Consider the following 25,508-nt stretch of genomic DNA (forward strand, 5'->3'; position numbering starts at 1 on the left):
GCGCGCCCGACCCCACGCGACCAGGGCCGGCTGTGCTCGCCTGCCCTGCTTCGTCAGCCATGTCCTCAGCGGCCTTGACCCCCCGGCGGGCTTGGCTCCAATGCCCCGGGTCAACCGGGACGCCTCGCCATGCCGCCGCTCCTCGCCCTGCCCTTCCCCGCCATCGATCCCGTAGCGGTGGCGATCGGGCCGATCACCATCAAGTGGTACGCGCTGGCCTACATCGTGGGCCTGCTCGGCGGCTGGTACTACGCCCGTCGGCTGGTGGCGGCGGACCGCTACTGGGGCGTGGTGCGGCGCCCGACCCTCACCGACATCGACGATCTCATCGTCTGGGTGGCGCTCGGCGTCGTGCTCGGCGGGCGCATCGGCTACGTACTGTTCTACAACCTGCCGCTCTACCTCTCCGACCCCATCGAGATCCTGGCCATCCGCAACGGCGGCATGTCCTTCCACGGCGGTTTCCTGGGCGCCGTGCTGGCGATGCTGCTGTTCGCCCGCGCCCGCAAGCTCCAGCCCTTCACCTTCCTCGACATCGCCGGCGTGGTGGTGCCGATCGGGCTGTTCTTCGGCCGCATCGCCAATTTCGTGAACGGCGAATTGTGGGGGCGCATCGCCCCGGACTTCGCCTACGCGGTGGTGTTTCCCTCCGGCGGCCCCCTGCCCCGGCATCCGAGCCAGCTCTACGAGGCCGCCACCGAGGGCGCCCTGATGTTCGTCGTGATGGCGCTGGCGGTGCGCGCCTACGGCTTCCGCAAGCCCGGCCTGATGGGCGGCATCTTCGTCCTCGGCTATGCCCTGGCCCGGACCTTCTGCGAGTTCTTCCGCGAGCCGGACCGCCAGCTCGGCTACCTGTTCGGCACCGAGAACTGGTCCACGGGCGGTATCACCATGGGGATGGTGCTGTGTGTCCCCATGGCGCTCGTCGGGCTCGCCGCCATCGTGATGGCGCTGCGCGGCACCACCCGCCCGCGTGTCGCGGTGGAGGACCTGCCCCCCGCGAGCACCGCCAGCGCCGCCAATCCGGCGAAGGCCGACGCGGCGTGACGAGTCCGCTCTTCGCCGCGATTCGCGACGAGATCCTGGCCTCGGGTCCGATCGGGCTCGACCGCTACATGACCCTCTGCCTCGGCCATCCGGTCTACGGCTATTACCGCACCCGCGACCCGCTCGGCGCGAGTGGCGACTTCATCACCGCCCCCGAGATCAGCCAGATGTTCGGCGAGCTGATCGGCATCTGGATCGCGGCGACCTGGGGCGCGATGGGCGCGCCGCCCGATCTCGCTTTGGTGGAACTCGGCCCCGGGCGCGGCACCCTGATGCAGGACGCGCTCCGGGCCTTGTCACGCGCCGCCCCGACACTCCGCCCCGCCCTGCACCTCGTCGAGACCAGCCCGGTCCTGCGCGAAGTGCAGGCGACACGCCTCGCGGCCGCCGCGCCGACCTGGCACGACAGCATCGATACCCTCCCGCGCGCGCCGACCCTCGTCATCGCCAACGAGTTCTTCGACGCGCTCCCCGTGCGCCAGTTCCAGCGCACCGCGCGCGGCTGGTTCGAGCGCCTCGTGGGCCTCGCCCCGGACGGGACCGCCCTCGTCTTCGGCCTCGCCGCCGAGCCCGACACCCGCATCACCGCCACCGGTCCGGACGGGGTGCTGATGACCCTGCCGAGCGCCGCCCTCGAGATCGTGCGCAGCCTCGCCCGTCGCCTCGTCGCCGACCGGGGCGCGGCCCTGATCATCGATTACGGCCATGTCCGGCCCGGGTTCGGCGATTCGCTGCAGGCGATGCGCGGCCACGGTTTCGTGCCGCCCCTCGCCACGCCCGGCGAGGCCGACCTGACCACCCATGTGGACTTTTCCGCCCTGGGCCGCGCCGCCCGCGTCGAGGGCGCGACCCTGCACGGCCCGGCCGACCAGCGCGACGTTCTGGCCGCCCTGGGCCTGCGCGAGCGCGCCGAACGCCTCGGCCGCGACGCCAGCCCGGCCCAGCGCGATGCGATCACGGCAGCGGTGGCCCGCCTGACCGACCCCTCCCGGCGCGGCATGGGCAGCCTGTTCAAGGCGATGGCGTTTTCGGACCCGTCGCTCACCGCCCTCCCGGGTCTCCCGACGGCGCCGTCGTAGGCGGCTCGGCCCGGCTCAAGGCACGCGACGGGCCAGCCACAGGGGCACAGACCCAGTGCGCGAGCGCCGCAGAGGAACAGCAGCAGGGTCAGGGTGTGGGCGTCCATCGACGCTCCCTTCGTCCTGATGGCTCAAGGCAAACGCATAGCCGGGTCGTCCCGAACAACTGAGTATGAGGCTTGGCGGGCGGCGGATCGCCGAGCAGGCGCAAAACTTGACTTCACCCCCTCATCGGATTAACCGCCATCGCATTCATGCGACGGTTTGATCGTCAACACGAACGCCGACCGGCCCTGTGAGGCCGGAGGTCAACGCCCGACAGCGCGATGCGCCCTCGGGCGGGTTTCGCGTTGGAGAACAGGGCGTCGGTTCCGGTTCACACGTCGTCGTCGAGTCCCGATGCCCAACGCCCCCGCGAAGACGCCCCTGCGCATCGAGGATGCGGTGAACGATACCTGCCCGTGGTCGGGCAAGCCGATCGCGGCGGATTCGCTCACCCTCTACAACGGCGCCGTGGTGGGCTTCTGCAATCCGGAATGCCGCGACAAGTTCGCCAAGGCGATCCGCGGCTTCGAGGATGCGCTGCAGGCGCGGCGGGCCGAGAGCGCGGGCGTCAACCAGTGATCGCTCCGACGATGCAGACGATGCCGGTTCAGGGAGCCTGACGCATGTTCGAAGGCCTGTCCGATCGCCTCTCCGGAATTCTCTCCGGCCTGACGCGCCGCGGCGCCCTCACCGAAGCCGACGTCACCGCGGCTTTGCGAGAGGTCCGCCGCGCCTTGCTGGAGGCCGACGTCGCCCTCGAGGTGGTGCGCGGCTTCACCGAGAAGGTGCGCGAGAAGGCCGTCGGCGCCGTCGTGCTGAAGTCGGTCACGCCCGGCCAGATGGTCGTCAAGATCGTCAACGACGAGCTGGTGGCGATGCTGGGCTCGGAAGCCGGCATCATCGATCTCAACGCCCCCGCCCCCGTCGCCATCCTGATGGTCGGCCTGCAGGGCTCGGGCAAGACCACCACCACGGCCAAGATCGCCCGCCGCCTCGTCGCCCGCGACAAGCGCAAGGTTCTGCTCGCCTCCCTCGACACCCGTCGCCCGGCTGCCATGGAGCAGCTGGCGATCCTGGCCAAGCAGGTCGAGGTCGAGAGCCTGCCGATCGTTGCCGGCCAGTCGGCCGTGCAGATCGCCAAGCGCGCCATGGACGCCGCCCGCCTTGGCGGCTTCGACGTGGTGATGCTCGACACCGCCGGCCGCATCACCCTCGACGAGGCGCTGATGGCGGAGGCGGCCGAGGTCAAGGCCGCCACCAACCCGCACGAGGTGCTGCTGGTCGCCGACGCGCTCACCGGCCAGGACGCGGTCAACACCGCCCGCGCCTTCGACGAGCGCCTCGGCGTCACCGGCATCGTGCTGACCCGCATGGACGGCGATTCGCGCGGCGGCGCGGCCCTGTCGATGCGCGCCGTCACCGGCAAGCCGATCAAGCTCGTCGGCACCGGCGAGAAGGTCGACGCCCTGGAGGAATTCCATCCCTCCCGCGTCGCCAACCGCATCCTCGGCATGGGCGACATCGTCTCACTGGTCGAGAAGGCGGCCGAGACCATCGACCACGAGCAGGCGCTCCGCACCGCGGAGAAGATGCGCAAGGGCAAGTTCGACCTCGACGACCTGTCGATGCAGCTCGCCCAGATGGAGAAGATGGGCGGCATCGGCGGCCTGATGGGCATGCTTCCGGGCATGGGCCAGATGAAGAAGCAGGTCGAGAGCGCCAACCTCGACGAGAACATGTTCAAGCGCCAGCGGGCCATCATCTCGTCGATGACCGCCCAGGAGCGCAAGAATCCCGACCTGCTCAAGAATTCCCGCAAGAAGCGCATCGCGGCGGGTTCGGGGACGAAGGTGGAGGAGCTGAACAAGCTCCTCAAGATGCACCGGACCATGGCCGACATGATGAAGGCGATGGGCTCGGGCAAGCGCGGCATCGGCCAGGCGCTGGGCTCGATGTTCGGCATGGGCGGCGGCGGTGGAATGGGCGGTATGCCCGGCCTGCCCCCCGGCATGGCGGAGCCCACGCCGGAGATGATCGCCGACATGCAGAAGCAGCTCGGCGGCAAGCTCCCCCCCACGCCTCCGGGCCTCGGGGGCAAGATGCCGGGCCTGCCAGGCCTCGGCGGGCCGAAGGGGCTTCCGGGCCTCGGCGGCTTCCCGTTCGGGAAGAAGAAGTAGCACCGGGGCGCCGGTGCGCAGCGACGAGCGAAGGGACCTGCGTCTTCTCCGCTCCTCTCTGCCCACCGGACGCCTCATCCGACACACGCAACACCCCCTCATCAGGAGAAATAAATGTCCCTCAAGATCCGCCTGACCCGTGGCGGCGCCAAGAAGCGCCCGTACTACCGCATCGTCGTCGCCGACGCCCGCGCCCCGCGCGACGGCCGCTTCATCGACAAGGTCGGCGTCTACGACCCGATGAAGGCCAAGGACGATCCGGCCCGCATCGTGCTCGAAGCCGACAAGATCCAGGCCTGGCTCGCCAAGGGCGCGCAGCCGACGGACCGCGTCCTGCGCTTCCTCGACGCCGCCGGCCTCGCCAAGCGCCCCGCGCGCAACAACCCGCAGAAGGCCGAGCCGGGCGAGAAGGCCAAGGAGCGCGCCGCCAAGCGCGCCGAGAAGGCCGCTGCCCCGGCCGAAGACGCCGCGGCCTGAGGTCCCCCGCATGGCGCGTCGTCCCGGAGGCCTATCGACCCACGGTGACGGCGGCCGCCGTGCGCGGCCCGGCCGCATCGGCAGCGAGGCGGCCACCTCGCCCCACCGGCCCAAGGCGGAGGTCGACGCGCCTCTGCCGCCGACCGACCCGAGTCTCGTCCAGATGGGCGAGTTCGGGCGGGCGCACGGGCTCAACGGCGAGGTCCGGCTGAAATCCTACACCGGCGACCCGCAGGCCATCGCGTCCTACGGGCCGCTGATCGGCGCCGATGGCCGCCGCATCGAACTCACCGATGTCCGGCAGGCCGGCGGTGCCTCCCCCGACCTCCTGGTCGCGCGCGTCAAGGGCGTCGGCGACCGCACCGGCGCGGAGGGTCTCAACCGCCTCGCCCTGTATCTGCCGCGCGAACGCCTCGGCACCGTGGCGGAGGAGGACGAGTTCTTCACCGCCGATCTCGTCGGCCTCGACGTGGTCGACACGCAGGGCACGGTGCTGGGCACCGTCGCGGACGTGCCGAATTACGGCGGCGGCGACCTTCTCGAAATCAAGCCGGCCCAGGGCGGCGCCACCGCCCTCCTGCCCTTCACCAAGGCCTTCGTGCCGGACCTCGACATCGCCGGGGGCCGCGTGGTGATCGATCCGCCGGAGGACCTGTTCGCTCCGGCCCAGCCGCGCCCGCCCGAGGAACCCGTCTGAGGAACCCGTTTAGCGGGAACTGCCGATCCGGTGACGCTCGGGGAGGATCATCGGATCGGCCAGCGTCCCCCATACGACAGGGAGGCCGAACGGACCGGGTGACACGCCGCGTTCGTCACCGAAACGGTGAAGGCCCGACGTTCGCCGTCCCTATCGTAGATGTCGAAGTCGAAGCGCGGCTTGGTCGGTCTCGCGAGCACCGTGCGTAAGCACATCGGTCCCGGAGGCGCGGGAGGCCGTGGGCAGCGCCGCGACAGCGTCACCTCAGCCCGAACCACCGGAGAACGGACCCTCCTCCCTCGACCGGTCGCGGGCGACGGACCCGGACGCCGGCGCTCCGTCCGGGTCGGACAGCATCGTCGAAGTGCGCCGCTCGAAAAATGCCGCGTCATCCGAAGCAGCGGACCCGCCCGAAGGGTCGGCATGGCGGGTCTGGTTCCGCCCGTCCGCCTTGGCGGCGTAGAGGGCGGCATCCGCGGCACGATAGAGGTCGCTCAGCGACCACATCCCCGGTTCGACGTCGTCGCTGCTCGCCACGCCGATGCTGACCGTCAGCGTGCCCGCCGCGATGCCCGAGACGGCGAGATCGAGGCGGCCGACCGCCGCGTGGATGCGGGCCGCGACACGGGCGGCGCCCAGACCGTCGCTTCCGGGAAGCAGCACCACGAATTCCTCGCCGCCGACCCGGCACACGAGGTCGCCGGCGCGGGCGACGCTGGCTTCGAGGCAGCGCGCGAGGCCTTTCAGCACCTCGTCGCCGACGGCGTGGCCATAGCGGTCGTTGAGCGCCTTGAAGTGGTCGGCATCGATGACCAGGAGCGACAGGGGGAACGGCGACATCGATTCCACCGCCCCGGCTTCACCGATGCCCACCCCACCGATGCCCACCCCACCGATCCCCGCCAAGGCCTCTTCGAACCGGCGTCGGTTCGGCAATCCAGTCAGGGCGTCGGTGCGCGACAGGCGGACCAGTTCCTCCTGCATCCGGGCGCGCCGCCGCAATTCGCGCCCGAACAGCAGCGACAGACCGGCGGTGAGCCCACACAGGATCAGCAGCACGCCGCCCAGCACCGCCGCCCGCCCGCGCCACTCGGCCTCGATCTCCTCCGGCGCCAGGGTCACGTCGAGGATGAGGGGCAGGTCGCCGATCCGCATGAAGGTGTGGAGCCGCGACCCCATGTTCTGGATCGTGGGGCCGACGAAGCTGCCGTGCCCCACCCGGACGAGGTGCTGGAAGACGGGCGAGTCGGCGACGCTCTTCCCCAGCGTTCCGTCCCAGGGGGGATACCGCACCAGGCGCGTGCCGTCCGCCCGGTAGAGGTTGATCGCCCCCTTGGTCCCGAGCGCGAGGTTTTCGAACAGGCTGCTGAAATAGGTGAGCTTCAGGGAGGCCTGCACCACGCCGCCGAAGCTGCCGTCCGGCTTGGCGATCCGTCGACTCAGCACCACCACCGGAACGCCGAGGAACCGGGAGATCACCGGCTCGCTGATGTCGAGCCCGATATCGGGATGGTCGCGATGGATGCGGAAATAGGAGCGATCGGCGTTGTTGAGTTGGCGCGCCGGCACAGCATTGGCGTCGTAGAGGGTATTGCCCGCCTCGTCGATCACCAGGATCACGCCCATGTCGCGGGTGGTGACCGCGCGGTCGAACAGGATGAGCTGGCGCAGCTCCGGGCCGAGGGCGGCAAAGCCCGGCGCCGACAGGTTCTCGACCGCGCCGCGCAGGGCCAGGTCGATCACCTCGATGTTGCGGGCAATGTCGCGCTCGATCACCTGAAGCAGGTTGCGCGACGTCTGCTGCGCCTTCTCCCACGCGTCGTCGCGCAGGTTGAGCAGCATCGTCCCGGAAACGACGAGCATGCCGAGGGGCGCGAGAATGCCGAGGCCGATCCAGGCGCTGGTCGCATCGAGACGACGCCAAAAGCCGGCCACCAGGCGCATCGTCGGAATCATCCCCTGGTTGTAAAGCCCACAAGGCGATACCACGCACAGAATGATTCCAGCCTGCGCTCAGGCCGGCCCACCACCCCTTTTGGTAACGACAACCTCAGCGTGTCTCACGACGACCTTCCCCCGCGTCGCGCCGTGCCAGCGTCCGGGGGATCGTCGCCCGGGGATCGCCCGAACCGCGCTCCAGGCCCCGGGCTATCGCCGGCCCGCGCGCGTGGTGTCATCCCGGCAGGGCCGGATCGAAGCCGGGTCCGGCCTGTCCTCGGGTCGCGGCGCCGCGAAGATCGCGAGGTAGCCGACGCCGCCCTCGAGCACGGAAAATCCGGTCTGGCGGTAGCTGGCGGCGGCCAGTTCGCAGGCCAGCAGTTTCGGCGGCGTTCCATGGCGCGCGGGCACGTCGTCCGCATCGACGATTCCGACCTTGCCACCCGGCTTCATCATGGGCGCGAGGTTGTGCAACAGGCCGAAGGGCTGGGCGATCTCGTGATACATGTGGACCAGCACGGCGGCATCGAGGGAGCCCGCCGGCAGGCGCGGATCGTGCGGCTCGCCGCGCACAACCGTCACGTTGGTCAGGGCGCTCTTGGCGATCCGGGTCTCGAGCCCCGCCAGGTAGCGTGGCGTGACATCCTCGGCATAGACCTGCCCCTGGGGGCCGACCCGCTCGGCCATCCGCACCGTGTAATAGCCGCTGCCCGCCCCGATATCGCCGACGCTCTGGCCCGGGGCGATGCCCATCAGCCGCATCACCTGCCCGACCTCGTCGACCGAATCGCGCTGCGATTCGGAGGCCCAGAGCGGCGCCACGATCTCGGCGACGGGCCGGTCGGGCTTGGGAAACGCGGTCGCGGGCGCGCCGGGCGGCGCCAGCGGTTCGGCCGCCTGCGTCGTATCCGGTGTGATCACGCCGGCCCCGGAGAGCGCCGCCGCCAGGGCGAGCGATCGGACGAGGGGAGAGCGGAGATGGGCGATGCCGGACAGGACCATGGCGGGACAACCCACCCCGAACGGTTCGGTGCCACGTTGACCCGGCGCATCTCCGCGCGCCATCAAGCGGCATGACCGTCCCCTCGCCCGACGCCGGGTCCAGCCGACCCTGGACCGCCACGATCCTCACCCTCTACCCGGAGATGTTTCCCGGGCCGCTCGGGCTGTCCCTGTCCGGCGAGGCGCTTGCGCGGGGCACCTGGAGCCTGGAGGCGCGCGACATCCGCGAGCACGGCCTGGGACGCCACCGGGCGGTGGACGATACCCCGGCCGGGGGTGGCGCCGGCATGGTGCTCCGCTGCGATGTGCTCGCCGCCGCCATCGACGCCGCCGCTCCGCCGGACGATCCGCGCCCGCGCCTGCTCATGAGTCCCCGTGGCCGACCGCTGACCCAGGCACGGGTCCGGGCCTTGAGCGAAGGCCCCGGCCTCGTCGTCGTCTGCGGCCGGTTCGAGGGCGTCGATGAGCGGGTCATCGCCGGTCGCGGCCTGGAGGAGGTGTCGATCGGCGACTACATCCTCTCCGGCGGGGAGATCGCCGCCCTGGTGGTGCTCGATGCCTGCGTGCGCCTGCTCCCCGGCGTGATGGGCAAGCACGCCTCGGGGGTCGAGGAGAGCTTCGAGACCGGGCAGCTCGAATATCCGCACTACACCCGCCCCCGCGACTGGGAGGGCCGGGCCATTCCCGACGTGCTGACCGGGGGCAACCACGGTGCCATCGCCCGCTGGCGTCAGGCCGAGGCCCTGCGCCTCACCCGCGAGCGCCGGCCGGATCTGCTCCGGCCGGCGAAGGGCTGACGTCCCGCTCGGACCCGTCCGCCCGCGGCGGGACCCGACGCGGATCGAACCGCGTCGGGCCGGGGGATCAGAAGCGCCAGACGAAGTTCCCCTTGACGGCCTGGTCCTGCGCCCGGCTGCCGGTCTGGCCGGTATAGGCTACGCCCAGGCTGGCATTCGGTGCCACCGCGACGTCCAGGCCGACTTCGGCCACGAACGCGTCCCGGTCGATCGGCACGCCCGCGCTGAGGAAGGCCGGACCCGTGGCGAAGGTCAGCAGCGCCTTCGGCACCACGTCCCCGAACGCCCACCGGTAGCCCGCGAGACCCCGCACCGTCACCGGCAAGCCCAGCCCGAGATCCAGGCCCGTCTGTCCCCGCACGCCCACCGTGGTGGCGCCGACGCCGTAATCCGCCGCCGCGCTCGCCAGTGCGGCCGCGCCGCCCGTCTCCGTGAAGGCATCGCGCCGGACGCCCACATAGGCTCCGCCCACGAAGGGCTCGACATAGGTCGCCACCAGCGGCACGCCCGCACCGGTCCCGCCATCCTTCGACACCAGCACCGCCGCGATCGGCGCTCCCAGCGCGATCTTCCACCCGATCTCACCGAAGCCCTGGACCGTGTAGCCGCCGCCGTGGCCGCCCAGCGTGCTCGACAGCCCGTACGGCACCGCCCGTCGGGTGCGCGTGTCCGTGCCGGCATAGATCGCGCCCAACCGCAGCGAGAGCGGGCCGACCGCGTAGCCGCCATAGACGCCGCCGAACCCGCTCTTGAGCGCGGCGCTCTCCGCGTCCCTGGTGCCGCCGGCTCGTCCGGCGCTGTCCAGGTAGGCCTCGGTGTAGCCGCCAACCACGCCCAGGCGCAGGCCGCTCGGCAGTTGCAGGTCCGCACCGGTGGCGAAGCCGGCGATCTGCCGGTTCATATCGAAGGCGTTGCCGCCGCCCTTCGCGCTGCCAAACGCGCCGAAGCCCTGGCCCCAGAGCCCGACCACCTGCGGGTCCAGGATCCGCATGGGCACGCTCGCCACCGCCGGCGAGCGGCCCGGCAGATCGGCCGTGTAGGCGGACGGCAGGGTGCCGTAATCCAGGCCGGTGCCGGGGTTGCCCCAGCGCAGGCGGTCGAGGACCGCTTCACGCACGAAGAAGGCGGTCTCGTAGGCGGTGGAGACGGTGCTGGCATGGATGCCGCCCGCGAGGGCACGGAAGCCGCCCGCGGCCTCCGAGGCGGTGAACCCTACGGCAGCGTCGTAGATCCGGCCCGTCCCGGCCGCCTGGATCGCGTTGGCGACCGCCATGCCGTTGCGGGAGGTGGCGCTCGCGGCGAACGGCACGTCGTTGCGGGTGAGCGTCAGGTCGACGTCGGACAGGCTGTAACGAAGGGTCGGGGTCAGGAAGGCGAGGTTGGAAGTCACCCCGGCGAACTGGCCCGAGACGCCGCCCGTGGCAGTGAGGATCGTGTAGGTGGTGCGGGGGTTGTAGGCACCGGAGGCGGCCAGCACCTGAACGGTGCCGCCCGACAGCGTCGCCTGACCTCCGGCAGCGATCCGGTCCGCCTGCCCGGCGGCATTGGCCTCGACCTGATAGGTGGCGCCGGCCGCGAAGGCGACGTTTCCGGCCACGGACAGAGTCCCGATGGAATTGCCCGGCGCGACGGTACCGCCCGACAGCGCCGTCACGGTCCCGATCGTCCCCGTGCCTCCGAGGCTCGCCCCGGACCCGACCATGACGGGCGCGTTCGCGAACGATCCGTTGACCGCGAGACCACCTTCCAGCACCGAGAGGGGACCGGAAAGGGTGCCGCTTCCGGTGAGGGTCAGCCGGCCGGCATTGATCTTGGTCAGGCGGCCGGTGCCGTTGATGGTGTTGGCCATGGTGGCATCCGCGGCCTGATCGAGGATGACGACGGCGTTGTCGGTGATCGTCCCCGTACCGAAGGCGCGGGCCTGTCCGATGAGCGTACCCCCGAGGACGGTCGTCCCGCCCGCGTAGGTGTTGTTGCCGCTCAGCGCGAGCGTGCCGGTGCCGTCCTTGGTCAATGAGCCGGACCCGCCGATATCATTGCCCCAGTTGTCATAAGCCGAGAACCCGCCCTTGGCCGCATCCATGACGACCCGGATCGGGCCGTTGAACGCACCGTATCCGTCGGCGGCCGCAAACAGGTTCAGCCGGGCCCAGCCGCTGCCGTCATCGAGGGGTTGACCCGAGGCGAGTTCGGTGGTCGCGAGCACGTCGCGGCGCTGTTCGGCGCTGAGATAGGGAAAACGGGTGGCCAGGAGGACCTCGGCGCCCACCGGGACCACCGGCGCGAGGTCGGTGGGGCCGACCGGACTCAGGCCATAGGTCAGCGTGTTTTCGTAGAAAGCCTTGTTCTTCGCCTTGTCGCTGTACTCGTTCGGGCTCTGCGCGGCGCACTCCCCGGCGCCGAGGCCGCATTGCGCCCGGATATAGCTGTTCAGCGCCTGGGCAGATTGCGCGACGGTTGCCGCAAAATCTTCGCCGGGCTGCAGATAGCCGGGCGTATTGTTCAGGAGCTTCGTGGTTTCCTGGAAGGCGAGAATCCGGCCGCCGATGACGTCGAGGGCATAGTGCACGCCGAGCACGAGGCGGCTGTTCTGGAACTCGGCCGCTTTCGTCAACGAACGCTGGTAGAGTTCCGGTACCATCACCGCGTAGAGGAGGGCGTTGGTGTTGGCGGCGGTCGAGTGTCCGCTGGGAAAGGCCGCCGAATTGCTGCTCTGAACCAGGCCGTAGCGCGGGTCGAGCTTGATCTCGCTGCTGACCTGGAACGGCCTCGGATTGCCCTGGGAATTGGGAACGCCCGGCTGAGTCAGGCCGAAGACCGTGCCGTAGGTGTTGATGGCTCCATAGTACAATTTGAGCACGCCGCTGTCACCGCCGACGCGGCCGTTGGCGGTCTTCGAGATGAAGTCGAGCGCGTTGCCGACCGGGGTCGGGCTGCCGCTCGGGACCGCCTGCAGGAAATTGGCGGCCTTCGTCCCGAAGAAGCGGAGATCGTAGCTGTTGGCATCGATCACCGCCTTGTCGAATCGCGCCGGGCTGGCGCTACGATTGAACTCGATCGTGCGCTGCAAGCTCTCCAGATAGGTCTTCCGCGGAAGGCTCAAGATGCCGTTCAGCACCTGGGCCCCCTCCCGCTGCGGTAGCGTGTTCAAGCTTTGCGCTTGCGCCGGACTGAAGGAAGCAGCCAGCACAAGTGCGGACACGCCAGACATACGAAGAAGCATTGTAGTCTCTTTCTCAGATCGAGTTTTATTCTGTTTCCGGGGATGGCGTGCAGCGTTTGGAGATATTTTCTGATCGTAAAATATTTTATACTTATATAGATTTGGCTATAAGAAAATCCTGGTATGGAATTTGTCTAGCGAACATTTGTGAAACGCTGGTGACGGTCGACAAAAGACCGTGGAGGCTCGGGCGCCGAAAGTACCGTCTGGGCGATAGTCTGGCGTTTGTGGCCGCTTGAACCGTGGGCTTCGGCGCCCGTATCGCCTCGCGGGCGCGGCAAACGTCGCGGCTGGAGAATGCACGCAGGAATTGCCGCGCGGGTCCGGCATCCGAGCCATGCCGAGCGCGCATCGATCATGCGATCAAGCGGGATCGAACGAAGGTTTGGCGCAGGCCCGATCGCCACAATCTCCACACGCCTGTCGAACGGCGCAGGCATTCCTAACGCCGTGATCTTTCCTTCGGTGACGCTGTCACCAGAAATGATCGAGCAGAACATCGAAAGACAAACCCGACATTTGGTTCGACGATCGATTGTCGACGATCTTTGATCAGGCGTCTGGTTTGTGACTCGACCCGGACGAACCCGAGAGCGGCAGAGCGCACAACAGGACGGATACGCGCGGAATTGCTGAACCAGGATCAATAGAACGCGGCCGAGTCGAGAACACGACAATCCTCGCCCCCTTCGAGCGGGCTATTTCTCACGTGCAAACCTGCTATACACATGACAGTTCAGCCTATAGGCATGGCCGGAACGGCGATGCCTCCGGACCGCTCTGCGCAATCCGATCTCGCGGATTCTCGATGTCGGACAGCCCTCACCGACTGTGCGGCCCCGATTCCATGATGGGTTTCCCACCCCAACGGCGCGCCAATCGGGACGACATCGCATCCGTCGGTTCCGCATATCGAGCAGGACAAGGTGGGGATGCCTGAAGGACCGGAAAGCGAGCGCCGTTTCTGGCTGCTCCTGCTCGTATCGACCGGCGCGTTCATGCAGGCCGTCGATGCCACGATCGTCAATGCCGCGATTCCGATCATCGCGTCCGCGCTTTCGACCGTCCCGCTGGAACTGCATCCGGTCCTCACGGCCTACGTTCTGACGCTGGCCGTCTGTATTCCGGCGACACCGTGGCTGTGCGAGCGCTACGGAACGAAGCGCATCTTCGGCGGCGCGATCGTCGTCTTCACCGCCGCCTCCCTTCTCTGCGGGCTCGCCACGAGCGTGTCACAGTTGGTCGCCGCTCGGGTCCTGCAAGGGATCGGTGGCGCCGCCCTCCTTCCCGTCGGCCGATATGTCATGGTCCGCAGCATCGATCCGAAGAGGCTGGTCGCCACGATCAGCACCGTCGCGACGGTGGGACTGGTCGGAGCCACGATCGGACCGTTCGCGGGCGGGGTTCTGGCGCAGTACATCTCCTGGCGCATGGTCTTCTTCATCAATGTCCCGATCGGGATTTTCGCGCTGATCGTCAACAATCGGCACATGATCGACGTCCGGGCGGTCGCGTGGAAACGGTTCGACACCCTTGGCTTCGCGCTCTTCGGAGCGGGATCGGTCCTGCTCCTCGACAGTTCCGAGAACGTCGTGGCGTCCCGGTGGCAAGGGGTGACCGGCTTGGCCGGCGCGATCGTCCTGTTCGCGATCTACATCGCCTGGAGCCGACACTGTCGGCATCCTCTCGTCGACCTCGCACTGTTCCGGGTGCGCAGCGTCGCCGTCGCGATGGCGGGAAACCTGCTCGCACGGCTCGGAATCTCCGGCCTGTTCTTGATACAGGTGATCTTCCTTCAGGTCGGTTGCGCATGGTCGCCCGCGGAAGCCGGCCTGATGCTTGTTCCGCAAGCGATCGGATCGATCGTTGCCAAACGGTTGGTTGATCGACTGCTGGTCCGCTACGGATACAAACCGTTCCTGCTGGTGAACACGACGCTCGTGGCCTTATCGGTCGGCGGATTCGCAGCATTGAGCCCAAGCACGGGCGCCCTGGTTCTCACCGTTTACATGTTTCTCTATGGCTGCCTCACGGGGCTTCAATACACCGTGATGAACACGCTGATTTATACCGATATTCGTGAGCATGATATCGCCATGGCGTCCTCCATGGCATCGACGATGCAGTATTTTTCGATGAGCTTTGGAATCGCCATCGCAACGCTGCTGATGAATGCCTTCCTGCTCGACGAAACGCCACTGGGTTACGTTCATGCCTTTCGCGAGACCGTCATCATTCTGGGAATTGTCACGTTTCTGGCGGGCGGCATTTTCGCGACCTTGCCCAACCGGGCTGCACAGCCTTGAGGCGGGCGCGATGTCGGGCGGCCTCGTCTCGGCCCGGGCCGCCGGCACTCCCCGGCTCTGCGGTGCCGCCCGGCCCTGGTCGAGTGTAGGTTCGCCCATCGGCGGTCCGGCGAGCGCTTGCGTCCGGTGCGACGCGGGTCCATTGGCGTCTCCGGGCCACTCCTCCCCGCCTAGGAGCTCTCATCTGGAAGGATGACGTCCGTGACCAACCGACCCGCCACGCGCCCCCGCGTGCCGAACTTCTCCTCCGGCCCCTGCACCAAACGTCCCGGCTGGAGCCTCGACGCCCTCTCGGACGCGCCTCTCGGCCGCTCGCATCGTTCGGCCGTCGGCAAGGCCAAGCTCGCCGAGGCGATCGACCTGACCCGCACCGTGCTGCAGGTGCCGGCCGATTACCGGATCGGCATCGTGCCGGCCTCCGACACCGGCGCCGTCGAGATGGCGATGTGGTCGATGCTCGGTCCGAAGACCGTCGAGGTCGTGGCCTGGGAGGCGTTCGGCCTGGAATGGGTCACCGACGCCCTGAAGGAACTCAAGATCGCGCCGCGCGTCCATGTCGGCGCCTACGGAATCCTGCCCGACCTGTCGGCGGTGGATACGCGGCACAACGACGTCATCTTCACCTGGAACGGCACCGCCGCCGGCGTTCGCGTGCCGAACGGCGACTGGATCGCCGCCGACCGCGAGGGCATCATCATCTGCGACGCCACCTCGGCGGCCTTCGCGATGCCGCTCGACTGGGCCAAGCTCGATGTCGTCACCTTCTCCTGGCAGAAGGTCATGGGCGGCGAGGCCGCGCACGGCATGATCGTGCTCTCCCCCCGCGCCGTCGCCCGCATCGAGGGCAACGTCCCGGCCTGGCCCGTGCCGAAGGTGTTCCGCCTGGCCAAGGACGGCAAGCTCATCGAGGGGATCTTCAAGGGCGACACCATCAACACGCCCTCGATGCTGGCGGTCGAGGATTATCTCGACACCCTGAAATGGGCCGAGCGAATCGGCGGCCTCCCGGCGCTGCATGCCCGGGCCGACGCCAACGCCCGAATCATCCACGACTGGGTGGCACGCACGCCCTGGATCGACCACCTCGCGGCCGATGCCGGCACCTACAGCAACACGGGCGTCTGCCTCGTCATCGCCGATCCCGACGTGCTGGCGCTCGGTGATGCCGCCGTCGGCGCCGTCGCCAAGGGCATCGCCGACACCCTCGACCGGGACGGCATCGCGTACGACATCGGCGCCTATCGCGACGCCCCCGCCGGCTTGCGGATCTGGTGCGGCGGCACGGTCGAGCGCTCGGATCTCGAGGCCCTGACGCCGTGGCTCGATTGGGCCTTTGCCCAGGAGAAAGCGAAGCTGCTCGCGCGGGCGGCGTAGGCCCCGCGACCGCGACGCGACGCTCGTGTATACCACGCCCCTGAAAGGCGCTGGTATACAGGCGACGGATTCCTCGGGACCCTCCGTCGCCCGCCTCTCTCGATAGGGCGGCTCGGCCCGGCCCACCCGCACCCGGACACGCTGCATGAAGATCGACGGCAAGCCCTACCGCACCATCTTCCCCGCCGAGGACGCCGTCTCCGTGGCGGTGATCGATCAGACCCGCCTGCCTTTCGCTTTTGAGCTCAAGACCTTAGCGACCCTGGACGACGCCGCCGTGGCGATCCGCACCATGGTGGTGCGCGGTGCGCCGCTGATCGGCGTCACCGCCGCCTACGGTCTCGCCCTCGGCTTGCGGGCCGACGCCACCGAGGCAGGCCTCGACCATGCGGTCGACCGTCTCGCCGCGACCCGCCCCACCGCGATCAACCTGCGCTGGGCCCTCGACCGGGTCGCCGCCAAGCTCCGCACCGTGCCGGAAGCCGACCGCGCCGCCTTCGCCTATGCCGAAGCCGGGCGCATCGCGGAGGAAGATGTCGCGAGCTGCCACGCCATCGGGGTGCACGGCGCCGCGATCCTGAGCGCTCTGCATCGCGAAAAAGGCAGGCCGATCAACGTGTTGACCCATTGCAACGCGGGCTGGCTCGCGACGGTGGATTGGGGCACCGCCCTGGCGCCGATCTATGTGGCGCACGATGCCGGCGTGCCGATCCATGTCTTCGTCGATGAAACCCGCCCCCGCAACCAAGGTGCGGCGCTCACCGCCTTCGAACTCAACGGCCACGGCGTCCCGCATACCGTCATCGCCGACAATGCCGGCGGGCATCTGATGCAGCACGGCGCGATCGACATCTGCATCGTCGGTTCGGATCGCACGACCTCATCGGGCGACGTCTGCAACAAGATCGGCACGTACTTGAAGGCGCTCGCCGCCAGCGACAATCACGTGCCGTTCTACGCGGCTCTGCCCTTCTCGACGATCGACTGGACCCTCGATGACGGCGTGCGGGAGATTCCGATCGAGGAACGCGATGGTCGCGAGGTCACCCACCTGACGGGCCGTCTGTCCGATGGCGGCTTCGCCACCATCGAAGTGGTCTCGCCCGGAAGCCCGGTCGCCAATCCGGCCTTCGACGTGACGCCGGGCCGCCTCGTCACCGGGATCATCACCGAGCGCGGCGTCGCGTCGGCCGATTCCGAGGGCCTGCTGTCGCTCTATCCGGAGCGCCGCAAGGCCGCCTGAGGCGTCACGCCCCGGGCGCCCACTGCCAGAAAACCGAGCCGGTGAAGGAAAAAACCGTTTCACCGCGCTGGTTTACGCCGACGTTCTGGTGGGTCGCGAGCCCCCAGCCCGGTCGTGAGGCGGTGGCCCGCTTGTCCACCAGGGTGCAGGTGTAGCGGATCGTGTCGCCGGCATAGACCGGCGCGAGCCAGCGCATATCGCGAAACCCCGGTGACGGCCCGAGTTGCGGCACCGGACCGGTGCGGGCGGTATGGACGACGTCGCGGCCACGGGTGATGTGGAGACGCTTCATCCAGGCGGCCGCCGTATGCCAACCCGAGGCGCAGAGCCCCCCGAAATGCGTCTGCCGGGCCGCCTCGGGGTCGAGGTGGAAGGCTTGCGGGTCGTAGGTCCGGGCAAAGGCCATGACGGCCTCCGGCGTGAACCGATGCGCCCCAAGTTCCCGGGCCGCGCCAAGGGGCGCCGTTTCCAGGAAGCACAAGGGTTCGGCGTCAGCGGACTCGATGAGAGGTGCGTCGTCCGGCGCTTCGACCCTGCGTGGCGGCAGTGGTGTCGCTCCGCGACGGGCAAACATCACCGTGAAGTTCTGGGTCATCACCGGCTCGCCATCCTGGTTCAGGATGGTCATCGCAAAGACGACGAAGCCGCGATCCGGCTTGGTGTTGGATGCCCGGCACGACTCGACGTGAACCGATATGCTGACGGCATCCCCCGGCAGGACAGGCCGGATCCAGCGAAGTTCGGCGATCCCAGGCGAGCCCATCGAGGTCGCTCCGCGGAACGCATGCCGCTGAAGGAGTCGCATGCCGAACCCGGCGGTCTGCCATCCAGAGCCGATCAGCCGACCCACGAACGTCGCCTGGGCCGCCTCGGCATCGAGATGGAACGGCTGCGGATCGAATTCCGCCGCGAAAGCGACGATCTCGGCCTCGGTGACCGTCAAAGGGCCACCGTCGATCGCCATCCCGGGGGTGAAGTCTTCGAAGGTGATGCCGGGCATGCGGGGCCTCTCTGGCGTTGAACGTCTTCGCACCTGGACGACGCGAAACCGATGCCGCCCCGCAGAGTGGCACCCGTTTCGCGCGCGATCCGGCCCGGATTGGCTCAGTTGGCGAAGCGGAAGTGCAGGACGTCACCGTCCTGGACCACGTACTCCTTGCCCTCGAGGCGGAACTTACCGGCTTCCTTCGCACCGCTCTCACCCTTCAGGGTGGTGTAATCGTTGAAGGCGATGGTCTCGGCCCGGATGAAGCCCTTCTCAAAATCCGTGTGGATCACGCCGGCAGCCGCGGGCGCACGGGTGCCCTTTTCGATGGTCCAGGCGCGCGCTTCCTTCGGACCCACCGTGAAGTAGGTGATGAGTCCGAGAAGTTCGTAGCCGGCGCGGATCACGCGATTCAGCCCGGGCTCCGCGAGGCCGACCGCCTCCAGAAAATCTCCCTGGTCGGCCAGCGGCATCACCGCGATCTCACTCTCGATCTTGGCCGAAACCACCACCGCCTTGGCGCCCTCCGCCTTCGCGCGGGCCATCACCGCTTCAGAATAGGCATTGCCCTTGTCGGCATCGCCCTCGTCGACATTGCAGACGTAGAGGACAGGCTTCGCTGTCATCAGGCCGAGGCTCTGGAAGAGTTTCTCCTCGTCGGGCTTGCGCTGGACCAGACGGGCCGGCTTGCCCTCGCGCAGCAGCGGCAGGGCGCGCTGGACGAGGTCGAGTGTTTCCTTGGCCTCCTTGTCGGCACCCTTGGCCTTCTTCTCCAGAGCGATGACGCGCTTTTCCAGGCTATCGAGGTCGGCAAGCATCAACTCGGTCTCGATGGTCTCGATATCGGCAGCCGGATCGACCTTGCCCTCGACATGGGTCACGTCGCCGTCGGTGAAGCAGCGAACGACATGGGCGATGGCATCGACCTCGCGGATATTGGCTAGGAACTGGTTGCCGAGGCCCTCGCCCTTCGATGCGCCGCGCACGAGGCCGGCGATGTCCACGAAGGTGAGACGCGTCGGGATGATCTCCTTCGAGGCGGCGATCTTGGCCAGATCATCAAGGCGCGCGTCCGGCACCGCCACCTCGCCGACATTCGGCTCGATGGTGCAGAACGGGTAATTCGCCGCCTGAGCGGCGGCCGTCTGCGTCAGCGCGTTGAAGAGGGTCGACTTGCCGACGTTCGGCAGGCCGACGATGCCGCATTTAAAGCCCATGGGTCACCTGTCCGTTCGCGAAGCCGACCGCAGTCGGCCTGCGTGAAATCCGATGTCGCTGCCGCGGTCAATCGCGGGCGTTGACCTGCTTGACGTCGTCCCAGCCCCGTCCCGCCATGGCGAGGTGGACCTTGTTCTGGAAGCTCGCATCCTCGCCGGCCGCCAGGAGCGGCGCCTGGTCTGCCACCGCCCGGCAGAGGTCGTCGACCCAGGCTTCCTCGCCCTTACCGAAGTCGTTCAGCACATAGGCGTGTACGAGGGCCTTGTCTCCTGGGTGACCGATGCCGAGGCGGACACGCCGGTAATCGTTGCCGCATTGCGCGGTGATCGAGCGCAAGCCGTTATGACCCGCATTGCCGCCGCCGGTCTTCACCCGCAGCTTGGCCGGAGCGAGGTCGAGTTCGTCATGGAGCACGATCACGTCGGAGAGCGCGATCTTGTAGAAGCGCTGAGCCTCCTGAACCGCGCGACCGGACTCGTTCATGAACGTCAGCGGTTTGAGGAGGATCGCACGCTCCGGCCCGAGCGCTACCTCGGCGATCTCACCCTGGAATTTGCGCCGCCACGGACCGGCCCGGTGGATACGGGCCACTTCGTCGAGGGCCAGGAAGCCGATGTTGTGTCGGTTCTTCGCGTAGCGAGGGCCGGGATTGCCGAGACCGACGATCAGGCGCATGGCGCGAATGGATCCCTGCGAGTTTGCGGCCGGACCCGCGAGAGTGAGCGGATGCCGGCGTAGGCCTCGAAATAGAGATGCCCCAGCCTGCTGGCCGGGGCACTGTCATGGATGACGTGAAGCCGGGCGCGAGCCCAGATTTCAGTCTTACTTCTTCTCGTCTTCGGCAACGGCCTCGGCGGCCTCTTCCTCGGCCTTCTCGTCGGCAGCTTCGGCGGACTGCGCTTCGGCGATTGCAGCCTCCTCGGCCTCGACCTCGGCGCCGAGGACGGTCGGCGGTACGATGTTGGCGACGGTGGCGTCGGGCTCACCCGTGAAGGTCGCGCCAACAGGGAGCTTCACATCGGTGATGTGGATCGCATCGCCGATCTCCCGACCCGTCAGGTCGATTTCGATGGCATCCGGAATCGCGTCAGGGGCGACTTCGAGGGCCAGGGTGTGGAGGACGACGTTGAGCGTACCACCCTTCTGCTTGATGCCGGGCGCCGCATCTTCGTTGGCGAAGTGCACCGGGACCTCGACCGTGATCGACTGACCGGCGACGACGCGTAGGAAGTCGACATGGATCGGCACGCCGGTCACGGGATCGAGGTGGAAATCGCGCGGGATCGCACGGGTCTTCTTTCCGCCGGCGTTGATCTCGAACAGGGTGGTCTTGAAGCCACCAGCGTAGATCAGCGTGCGGATGCGGATGAGGTCGACCGCGATGGATTGCGGGGCCTGGCCGCCTCCGTAGATGACGGCGGGAACGTGACCCTGGCGACGAACGGCCCGGGCGGCCCCCTTGCCGACCCGGTCGCGTGCCACGGCCTCAAGCGTCTTGACTGCGCTCATGGCGTGATCCTTTTGCGTATGAGAATGAACGGAAAACGCGAAAGGCCGCCCGAAACGGACGGCCAAGCCCCGAATCCCGAAGCGCCCGTGCCTCCAAGGGTGTCTGGCGAGCGCTGGCGCGGCCTATACCCGCAAGTGCTTCCCGGCGCAACCGCAGGAGCAACACAGGTCATTCCATCCTGAAGGCAAGCGCCGGTCGCGCTTCCGTTGATCCATCGGGTAGCAAACCGCTCGCAAGAGCGTGGCCGCGCTCGTTCGAGGAAAGCGCGACATAATTCGGCGCCGGGAGAGATCGCTGACCAGGATTATGGTCAGAGGATCAGCCGATAAGATCGTGACCGCCGACTGTGAATAGGCGCTCCGGCGAAGCATCGTCCGCCGGAGCGCAGCCCTTCTCGATTGACGGCATATTCGAGCGAGATCGAGATTAGCGAACCGATGCCTCGGCCGTCTTCGCAACGAGCTGCCGAGTTGCCGGTGCACGCGGTGTGATGAACGGCGTGGTGATCAGTTCAGAAGCCGGACGCACGGTTGCCGTGGCGCGCGCCTGCTCACGATACAGGGGAGGGGTGAGGTAGGTCCGGTCATCCGCCAACGCAGTGGTGATCAGGGTCAGAGATGCGAGTGCGCTGAGGACGATGGTACGGGTGGTCATCGTGAGCTTCCTTCGGAATTTCCGGGGCGACAGCCCCGTTCGATGATCCGAAGATATTTTGCACCGCATCATGATTCAAACAAATGGATTCAATATCGCATATTGATTCTATCGATTTCAATTTTGGTGTTGGACCCGCCTCGGTATAGGCAAACCCTCCGAAACCGGGGTGGGAATACCAAAAGGGCGATGCTGGCTGTCGATCGTACACGATTGCCGCAGTCACGAACGCTCGCCCCTCACGACTGGGTTGAAAGCTATCCCAGCGCCGTATGCCGGCGTTTCGTGCCCCGATCACAAGAGGCCGAATAGCCGAAACGCGTGGGATCTCTGGAACTCGCTTCGCCACGAGGCACGGAACAATGGGCGCCGTTTGAACAGGTCCCTGCAGGTCGCCGATACTTTTTGCAAAACCTCCGACGTCGCTTTCTCAATCTGACGAACTCCCGCTCGGGCCGCCTATCCCGATCCCCATGCGCGAACGGGAGCGGCGTCAATGCGGTCCGCTGCCGACGGCCTTGAGGCGGTACAAGGCCTCCAAAGCTTCGCGTGGCGTCAGCGTGTCCGGGTCGATCGCATCGAGGGCTGAACGCAAGGCATCATCCGAAACCTCCGGAACGGGCTCCGGCATCGGCGGAGGAGCAAGGTTGGCGAAGAGCGGCAAGTCGTCGATCCGGGGGCGGGACGGCCGGTCCCGCTCCGCCTTCTCCAAGTGCTTCAGGATCGACCCTGCCCGCGCGATCACCCCGGCCGGAAGGCCAGCGAGGCGGGCAACCTGCAACCCATAGGAGCGTTCGGCCACACCCGACACCACCTCGTGCAGGAAGACGACCTCGCCCTTGTGTTCGGCAACCCGAAGGGTCGCATTGTCGAGGTGCGAGAGGCGTTGCCCAAGAGCGGTCAGTTCATGGAAGTGGGTGGCAAACAGGGCCCGGCAACCATTCTGTTCGTGCAGGTGCTCGAGACAGGCCCACGCGATCGAAAGCCCGTCGAAGGTCGCCGTACCACGACCGATTTCGTCCAGGATGACGAGGGAGCGACGGGTCGCCTGATTCAGGATCGCAGCGGTCTCGACCATCTCGACCATGAACGTCGATTGACCACGGGCAAGATCGTCGGCGGCACCGACACGCGAAAACAGGCGGTCGACAAGCCCGAGCCGGACGCGGGCCGCCGGCACGAAGGCTCCGATCTGCGCCAGGACGGCGATGAGGGCGTTCTGGCGCAGGAAGGTGGACTTACCGCCCATGTTCGGACCAGTGATCAACCGGATGCGTCCACGCCCCTCCCCTGACAAGTCACAGTCGTTGGCAATGAACGGCGCTCCCGACGCGCGCAGGGCAGCCTCGACAACCGGATGTCTCCCACCCTCAACCACGAAGGCGTAGCTTTCATCGACAATTGGCCTGCGCCAGTCGCGCTCGACGGCCAACTCGGCATGCGAGGCCGCCACATCGAGGCGCGCCAGCGCCTCAGCCACATCCGCAATAGCGCTCGCCTGCTCCAGGACGCGCCCTGACAGGGCATCGAACACCGCATTCTCCAGGGTCAGCGCGCGGTCGGATGCGCCGGAAATGCGGCTCTCCAACTGCCCGAGTTCGACACTGGTGAACCGCATGGCGTCGACCATGGTCTGGCGATGGATGAAGGTCTCGCGCATTACTCCTTTGAGGCAGGCCTCGCCCACCCCCTGTGGGACTTCGATGTAGTACCCAAGCATGTTGTTATGCTTGATCCGAAGCGTACGGCAGCCCGTTTCTTCGGCGTAGCGCGTCTGCAAGGCAGCGATGACTTTGCGCGAATCCTGGCCGAGGAGGCGGTTCTCGTCGATCTCTGCGTCATAGCCGGCGCGGACGAAGCCGCCGTCCTGGCGCTTCAGTGGAAGATCCTCGGCGAGGGCCGCACGCAATGTCTGCACAAGCTCGCCATCGACGGAAGCAAGACAGGTGGCTAGGGCCTTCAAATCCTCGGGAAGCCTCTCCAAGCCGTCGCAGCGGGTCGCGAGCTCCTGGGCAGCGTCCAGACCATCACGCAAGGCTGCCAAATCCCGCGGGCCACCCCGGCCAAGCCCGAGGCGCGACAAGGCGCGGGCAAGGTCAGGGGCACGGGCGAGGCTAGCGCGGAAGGCGGACCGGGTCGGCCCGTCCTCAGCCAGAAACTCGACAGCGGCGTGACGATGCCGGATCGCCTCAAGATCGGTCAACGGACCCGCCAGATGCTCGGCGAGCATCCGGGCGCCGCCCGCGGAGACGGTTCGATCGATGGCGTCGAGGAGGCTGCCCTTGCGCTCGCCCGACAGGGTCCGGGTGAGTTCGAGATTGGCCCGGGTCGAGGCATCGATGGACAGGGTCGCGCCAGCGCTTTCGCGCGATGGCGGCGACAAGGTCGGGCGAGCGCCGATCTGCGTACGCTCGATGTAAAGCAGGACCGCTCCTGCCGCTGCGATCTCGGCGCGGCCGAACTGCCCGAAGCCCTCGAGCGTCGAGACTCCGAATTGTGCCTTGATCCGCCGCTCCGCCGAAGAGGGCTCGAGTTCAGCTTGTGCGAGCGGAGTGACGGGAGCGGAGCATTCGCGCCAGAACCGGGTCAGAGCCGGATCGGCATGGATCGCTTCCGACATGACGATCTCGCGCGGATCGTGTCGGGCAATTGCGGAGGCAAGCTCGGCAGCCGGGACTTCACTGAGGGAAAACCGCCCGGTCGAGATATCGACTGCAGCCAACCCGTAAACCAAAGCAGTCTCACCAGCCTTGCGTCGGCCGATCGCCAACAGAACGTTGGCACGGGCGGGGTCAAGGAGACGATCCTCGGTGATGGTACCGGGCGTGACCAGGCGAACAACTTCCCGCCGAACCACGGATTTCGGGCCGCGCTTCTTCGCTTCGGCGGGATCTTCCGTCTGTGCGCAGACAGCCACGCGGTGGCCGAGCGCGATCAGGCGGCTAAGATAGTCGTCGGCGCGGTCCACCGGAACGCCGCACATCGGAATGTCGGCACCGCCATGCTTGCCGCGCTTTGTCAGAACGATGCCGAGCGCGCGCGAGGCGATCTCGGCATCTTCGAAGAACAACTCGTAGAAGTCGCCCATACGGTAGAACAGGAGGCAATCGGTATTGGCCGCCTTGATCTCGATATACTGCGCCATCATCGGCGTGGCACCGGTCGTGTCGAGAACGGCAGCGCTCGTCGTGTAGTCCGAGGGGGCGGAGCCGGTCTTGGCGACGGATCGAGCGGGGCGCTGTGACATGGTCCCAGCATAGCAGACCTAGCTGGCAAGAATCAGCGCGGTAGCCCGTCTGGCCTGGGGAGAAAGCTGATACGTCTACGACCAGTGAGAACGCAGAGCCACGCATCGCCACATGAAAAGGGTCGGCCTGCCTGCGCAGACCGACCCTCGTCGAAGCCGATTGAAGGGACTGAAAGGGAACTCAGTAGCGCGGACCGCCCGTGGTGCTGCCCTTCTGCTGCTGGTAGCCGGGCTGCGAGGGGTTGCGTGAATTCGGATCGCTCATCATCCGCGAACGCGGCATGCGATGCATCCGGCGGTGATGACGATGATGGCGCATCCCATGGTGATGGCGCCGATAGGCGACCTGATCGAGCGCCTGATCACCTGCGACAGCAACGGCCGGAGCCGGCATAACGGGGGCGGCCGATGCGGACGTGAGCCCGAATGCACCGAGCAGAGTGCTGGCAGCCAAAGCGATCGCAAGCTTGTTCATGAATTCCATCTTCC

21 protein-coding genes are annotated in these 25,508 nt (G+C 67.6%); 11 read left to right on the plus strand and 10 right to left on the minus strand.

Annotated elements, in window-relative coordinates:
* The first annotated feature begins 129 nt into the window (after positions 1-129).
* From lgt to rimM, 6 genes are all read left to right on the plus strand, one after another.
* On the plus strand, positions 130-1,047 hold the full coding sequence (lgt, locus tag ASF60_RS20600; RefSeq protein ID WP_056189550.1) for a prolipoprotein diacylglyceryl transferase: 918 nt from the start codon (positions 130-132) through the stop codon (positions 1,045-1,047).
* Positions 1,044-2,126 (plus strand): class I SAM-dependent methyltransferase, encoded by a 1,083-nt coding sequence (locus ASF60_RS20605; RefSeq protein WP_056189552.1) that lies wholly within the window; start codon positions 1,044-1,046, stop codon positions 2,124-2,126. Before lgt ends, ASF60_RS20605 begins: the two co-directional genes overlap by 4 nt.
* A 399-nt stretch (positions 2,127-2,525) precedes the next feature.
* Complete coding sequence (locus ASF60_RS20610) at positions 2,526-2,750, plus strand: hypothetical protein (protein WP_056189555.1); 225 nt, start codon at positions 2,526-2,528, stop codon at positions 2,748-2,750.
* Positions 2,751-2,794: 44 nt separating this feature from the next.
* Entirely contained in the window at positions 2,795-4,348 is a 1,554-nt protein-coding gene (gene ffh, locus ASF60_RS20615) for a signal recognition particle protein (RefSeq protein WP_056189557.1), read from the plus strand.
* A gap of 114 nt (positions 4,349-4,462) precedes the next feature.
* A complete protein-coding gene (rpsP, locus tag ASF60_RS20620) occupies positions 4,463-4,825 on the plus strand; it encodes a 30S ribosomal protein S16 (RefSeq protein WP_055957770.1) in 363 nt (120 codons plus the stop codon).
* A gap of 10 nt (positions 4,826-4,835) precedes the next feature.
* Complete coding sequence (gene rimM, locus ASF60_RS20625) at positions 4,836-5,522, plus strand: ribosome maturation factor RimM (RefSeq protein WP_056189560.1); 687 nt, start codon at positions 4,836-4,838, stop codon at positions 5,520-5,522.
* Between the two features lie 264 nt (positions 5,523-5,786).
* Here rimM and ASF60_RS20630 read toward each other — a convergent pair whose 3' ends face one another.
* The gene (locus ASF60_RS20630; protein WP_156634332.1) at positions 5,787-7,478 is read right to left on the minus strand and encodes a sensor domain-containing diguanylate cyclase; all 1,692 of its coding nucleotides are present in this window, start codon (positions 7,476-7,478) and stop codon (positions 5,787-5,789) included.
* 192 nt (positions 7,479-7,670) lie between these two features.
* Positions 7,671-8,462, minus strand: coding sequence for a class I SAM-dependent methyltransferase (locus tag ASF60_RS20635; protein ID WP_082508106.1), 792 nt, complete (start codon positions 8,460-8,462; stop codon positions 7,671-7,673).
* Between the two features lie 71 nt (positions 8,463-8,533).
* Between ASF60_RS20635 and trmD the strand changes: the two genes are divergently transcribed.
* On the plus strand, positions 8,534-9,259 hold the full coding sequence (gene trmD / locus ASF60_RS20640; protein ID WP_056189562.1) for a tRNA (guanosine(37)-N1)-methyltransferase TrmD: 726 nt from the start codon (positions 8,534-8,536) through the stop codon (positions 9,257-9,259).
* A gap of 67 nt (positions 9,260-9,326) precedes the next feature.
* Here the strand turns inward: trmD and ASF60_RS20645 are convergent, their stop codons facing one another.
* Positions 9,327-12,362 carry an autotransporter domain-containing protein gene (locus tag ASF60_RS20645; RefSeq protein ID WP_244478525.1) on the minus strand — a complete coding sequence of 1,012 codons (3,036 nt, stop codon included), beginning with the start codon at positions 12,360-12,362 and terminating at the stop codon, positions 9,327-9,329.
* Positions 12,363-12,779: 417 nt separating this feature from the next.
* On the opposite strand from ASF60_RS20645, the gene ASF60_RS24820 reads away from it, so the two are divergent.
* From ASF60_RS24820 to mtnA, 4 genes are all read left to right on the plus strand, one after another.
* Positions 12,780-13,034, plus strand: coding sequence for a hypothetical protein (locus ASF60_RS24820; RefSeq protein ID WP_156634334.1), 255 nt, complete (start codon positions 12,780-12,782; stop codon positions 13,032-13,034).
* A gap of 380 nt (positions 13,035-13,414) precedes the next feature.
* Complete coding sequence (locus tag ASF60_RS20650) at positions 13,415-14,788, plus strand: MFS transporter (RefSeq protein ID WP_056189568.1); 1,374 nt, start codon at positions 13,415-13,417, stop codon at positions 14,786-14,788.
* A gap of 192 nt (positions 14,789-14,980) precedes the next feature.
* Positions 14,981-16,162, plus strand: coding sequence for a phosphoserine transaminase (locus ASF60_RS20655; protein WP_056189571.1), 1,182 nt, complete (start codon positions 14,981-14,983; stop codon positions 16,160-16,162).
* 145 nt (positions 16,163-16,307) lie between these two features.
* Positions 16,308-17,405, plus strand: a complete 1,098-nt coding sequence (gene mtnA, locus ASF60_RS20660) for an S-methyl-5-thioribose-1-phosphate isomerase (RefSeq protein WP_056189574.1) — start codon at positions 16,308-16,310, stop codon at positions 17,403-17,405.
* Positions 17,406-17,409: 4 nt separating this feature from the next.
* On the opposite strand, the gene ASF60_RS20665 is transcribed toward mtnA, so the two are convergent.
* The 7 genes from ASF60_RS20665 to ASF60_RS20695 form a co-directional block, all read right to left on the minus strand.
* A complete protein-coding gene (locus ASF60_RS20665; protein ID WP_056189576.1) occupies positions 17,410-18,405 on the minus strand; it encodes a MaoC family dehydratase in 996 nt (331 codons plus the stop codon).
* 104 nt (positions 18,406-18,509) lie between these two features.
* Entirely contained in the window at positions 18,510-19,607 is a 1,098-nt protein-coding gene (gene ychF / locus ASF60_RS20670) for a redox-regulated ATPase YchF (protein ID WP_056189579.1), read from the minus strand.
* Positions 19,608-19,674: 67 nt separating this feature from the next.
* Complete coding sequence (gene pth / locus ASF60_RS20675) at positions 19,675-20,283, minus strand: aminoacyl-tRNA hydrolase (RefSeq protein WP_056189582.1); 609 nt, start codon at positions 20,281-20,283, stop codon at positions 19,675-19,677.
* 147 nt (positions 20,284-20,430) lie between these two features.
* Positions 20,431-21,117, minus strand: coding sequence for a 50S ribosomal protein L25/general stress protein Ctc (locus ASF60_RS20680; protein WP_056189586.1), 687 nt, complete (start codon positions 21,115-21,117; stop codon positions 20,431-20,433).
* 427 nt (positions 21,118-21,544) lie between these two features.
* Positions 21,545-21,772, minus strand: a complete 228-nt coding sequence (locus tag ASF60_RS20685) for a hypothetical protein (RefSeq protein WP_056189589.1) — start codon at positions 21,770-21,772, stop codon at positions 21,545-21,547.
* 493 nt (positions 21,773-22,265) lie between these two features.
* Positions 22,266-25,019, minus strand: a complete 2,754-nt coding sequence (mutS, locus tag ASF60_RS20690; RefSeq protein WP_056189592.1) for a DNA mismatch repair protein MutS — start codon at positions 25,017-25,019, stop codon at positions 22,266-22,268.
* Positions 25,020-25,200: 181 nt separating this feature from the next.
* Positions 25,201-25,494 carry a hypothetical protein gene (locus ASF60_RS20695; protein ID WP_082503657.1) on the minus strand — a complete coding sequence of 98 codons (294 nt, stop codon included), beginning with the start codon at positions 25,492-25,494 and terminating at the stop codon, positions 25,201-25,203.
* Positions 25,495-25,508: the final 14 nt, after the last annotated feature.

The organism is Methylobacterium sp. Leaf113, from assembly GCF_001423325.1.
Classification (GTDB): domain Bacteria; phylum Pseudomonadota; class Alphaproteobacteria; order Rhizobiales; family Beijerinckiaceae; genus Methylobacterium.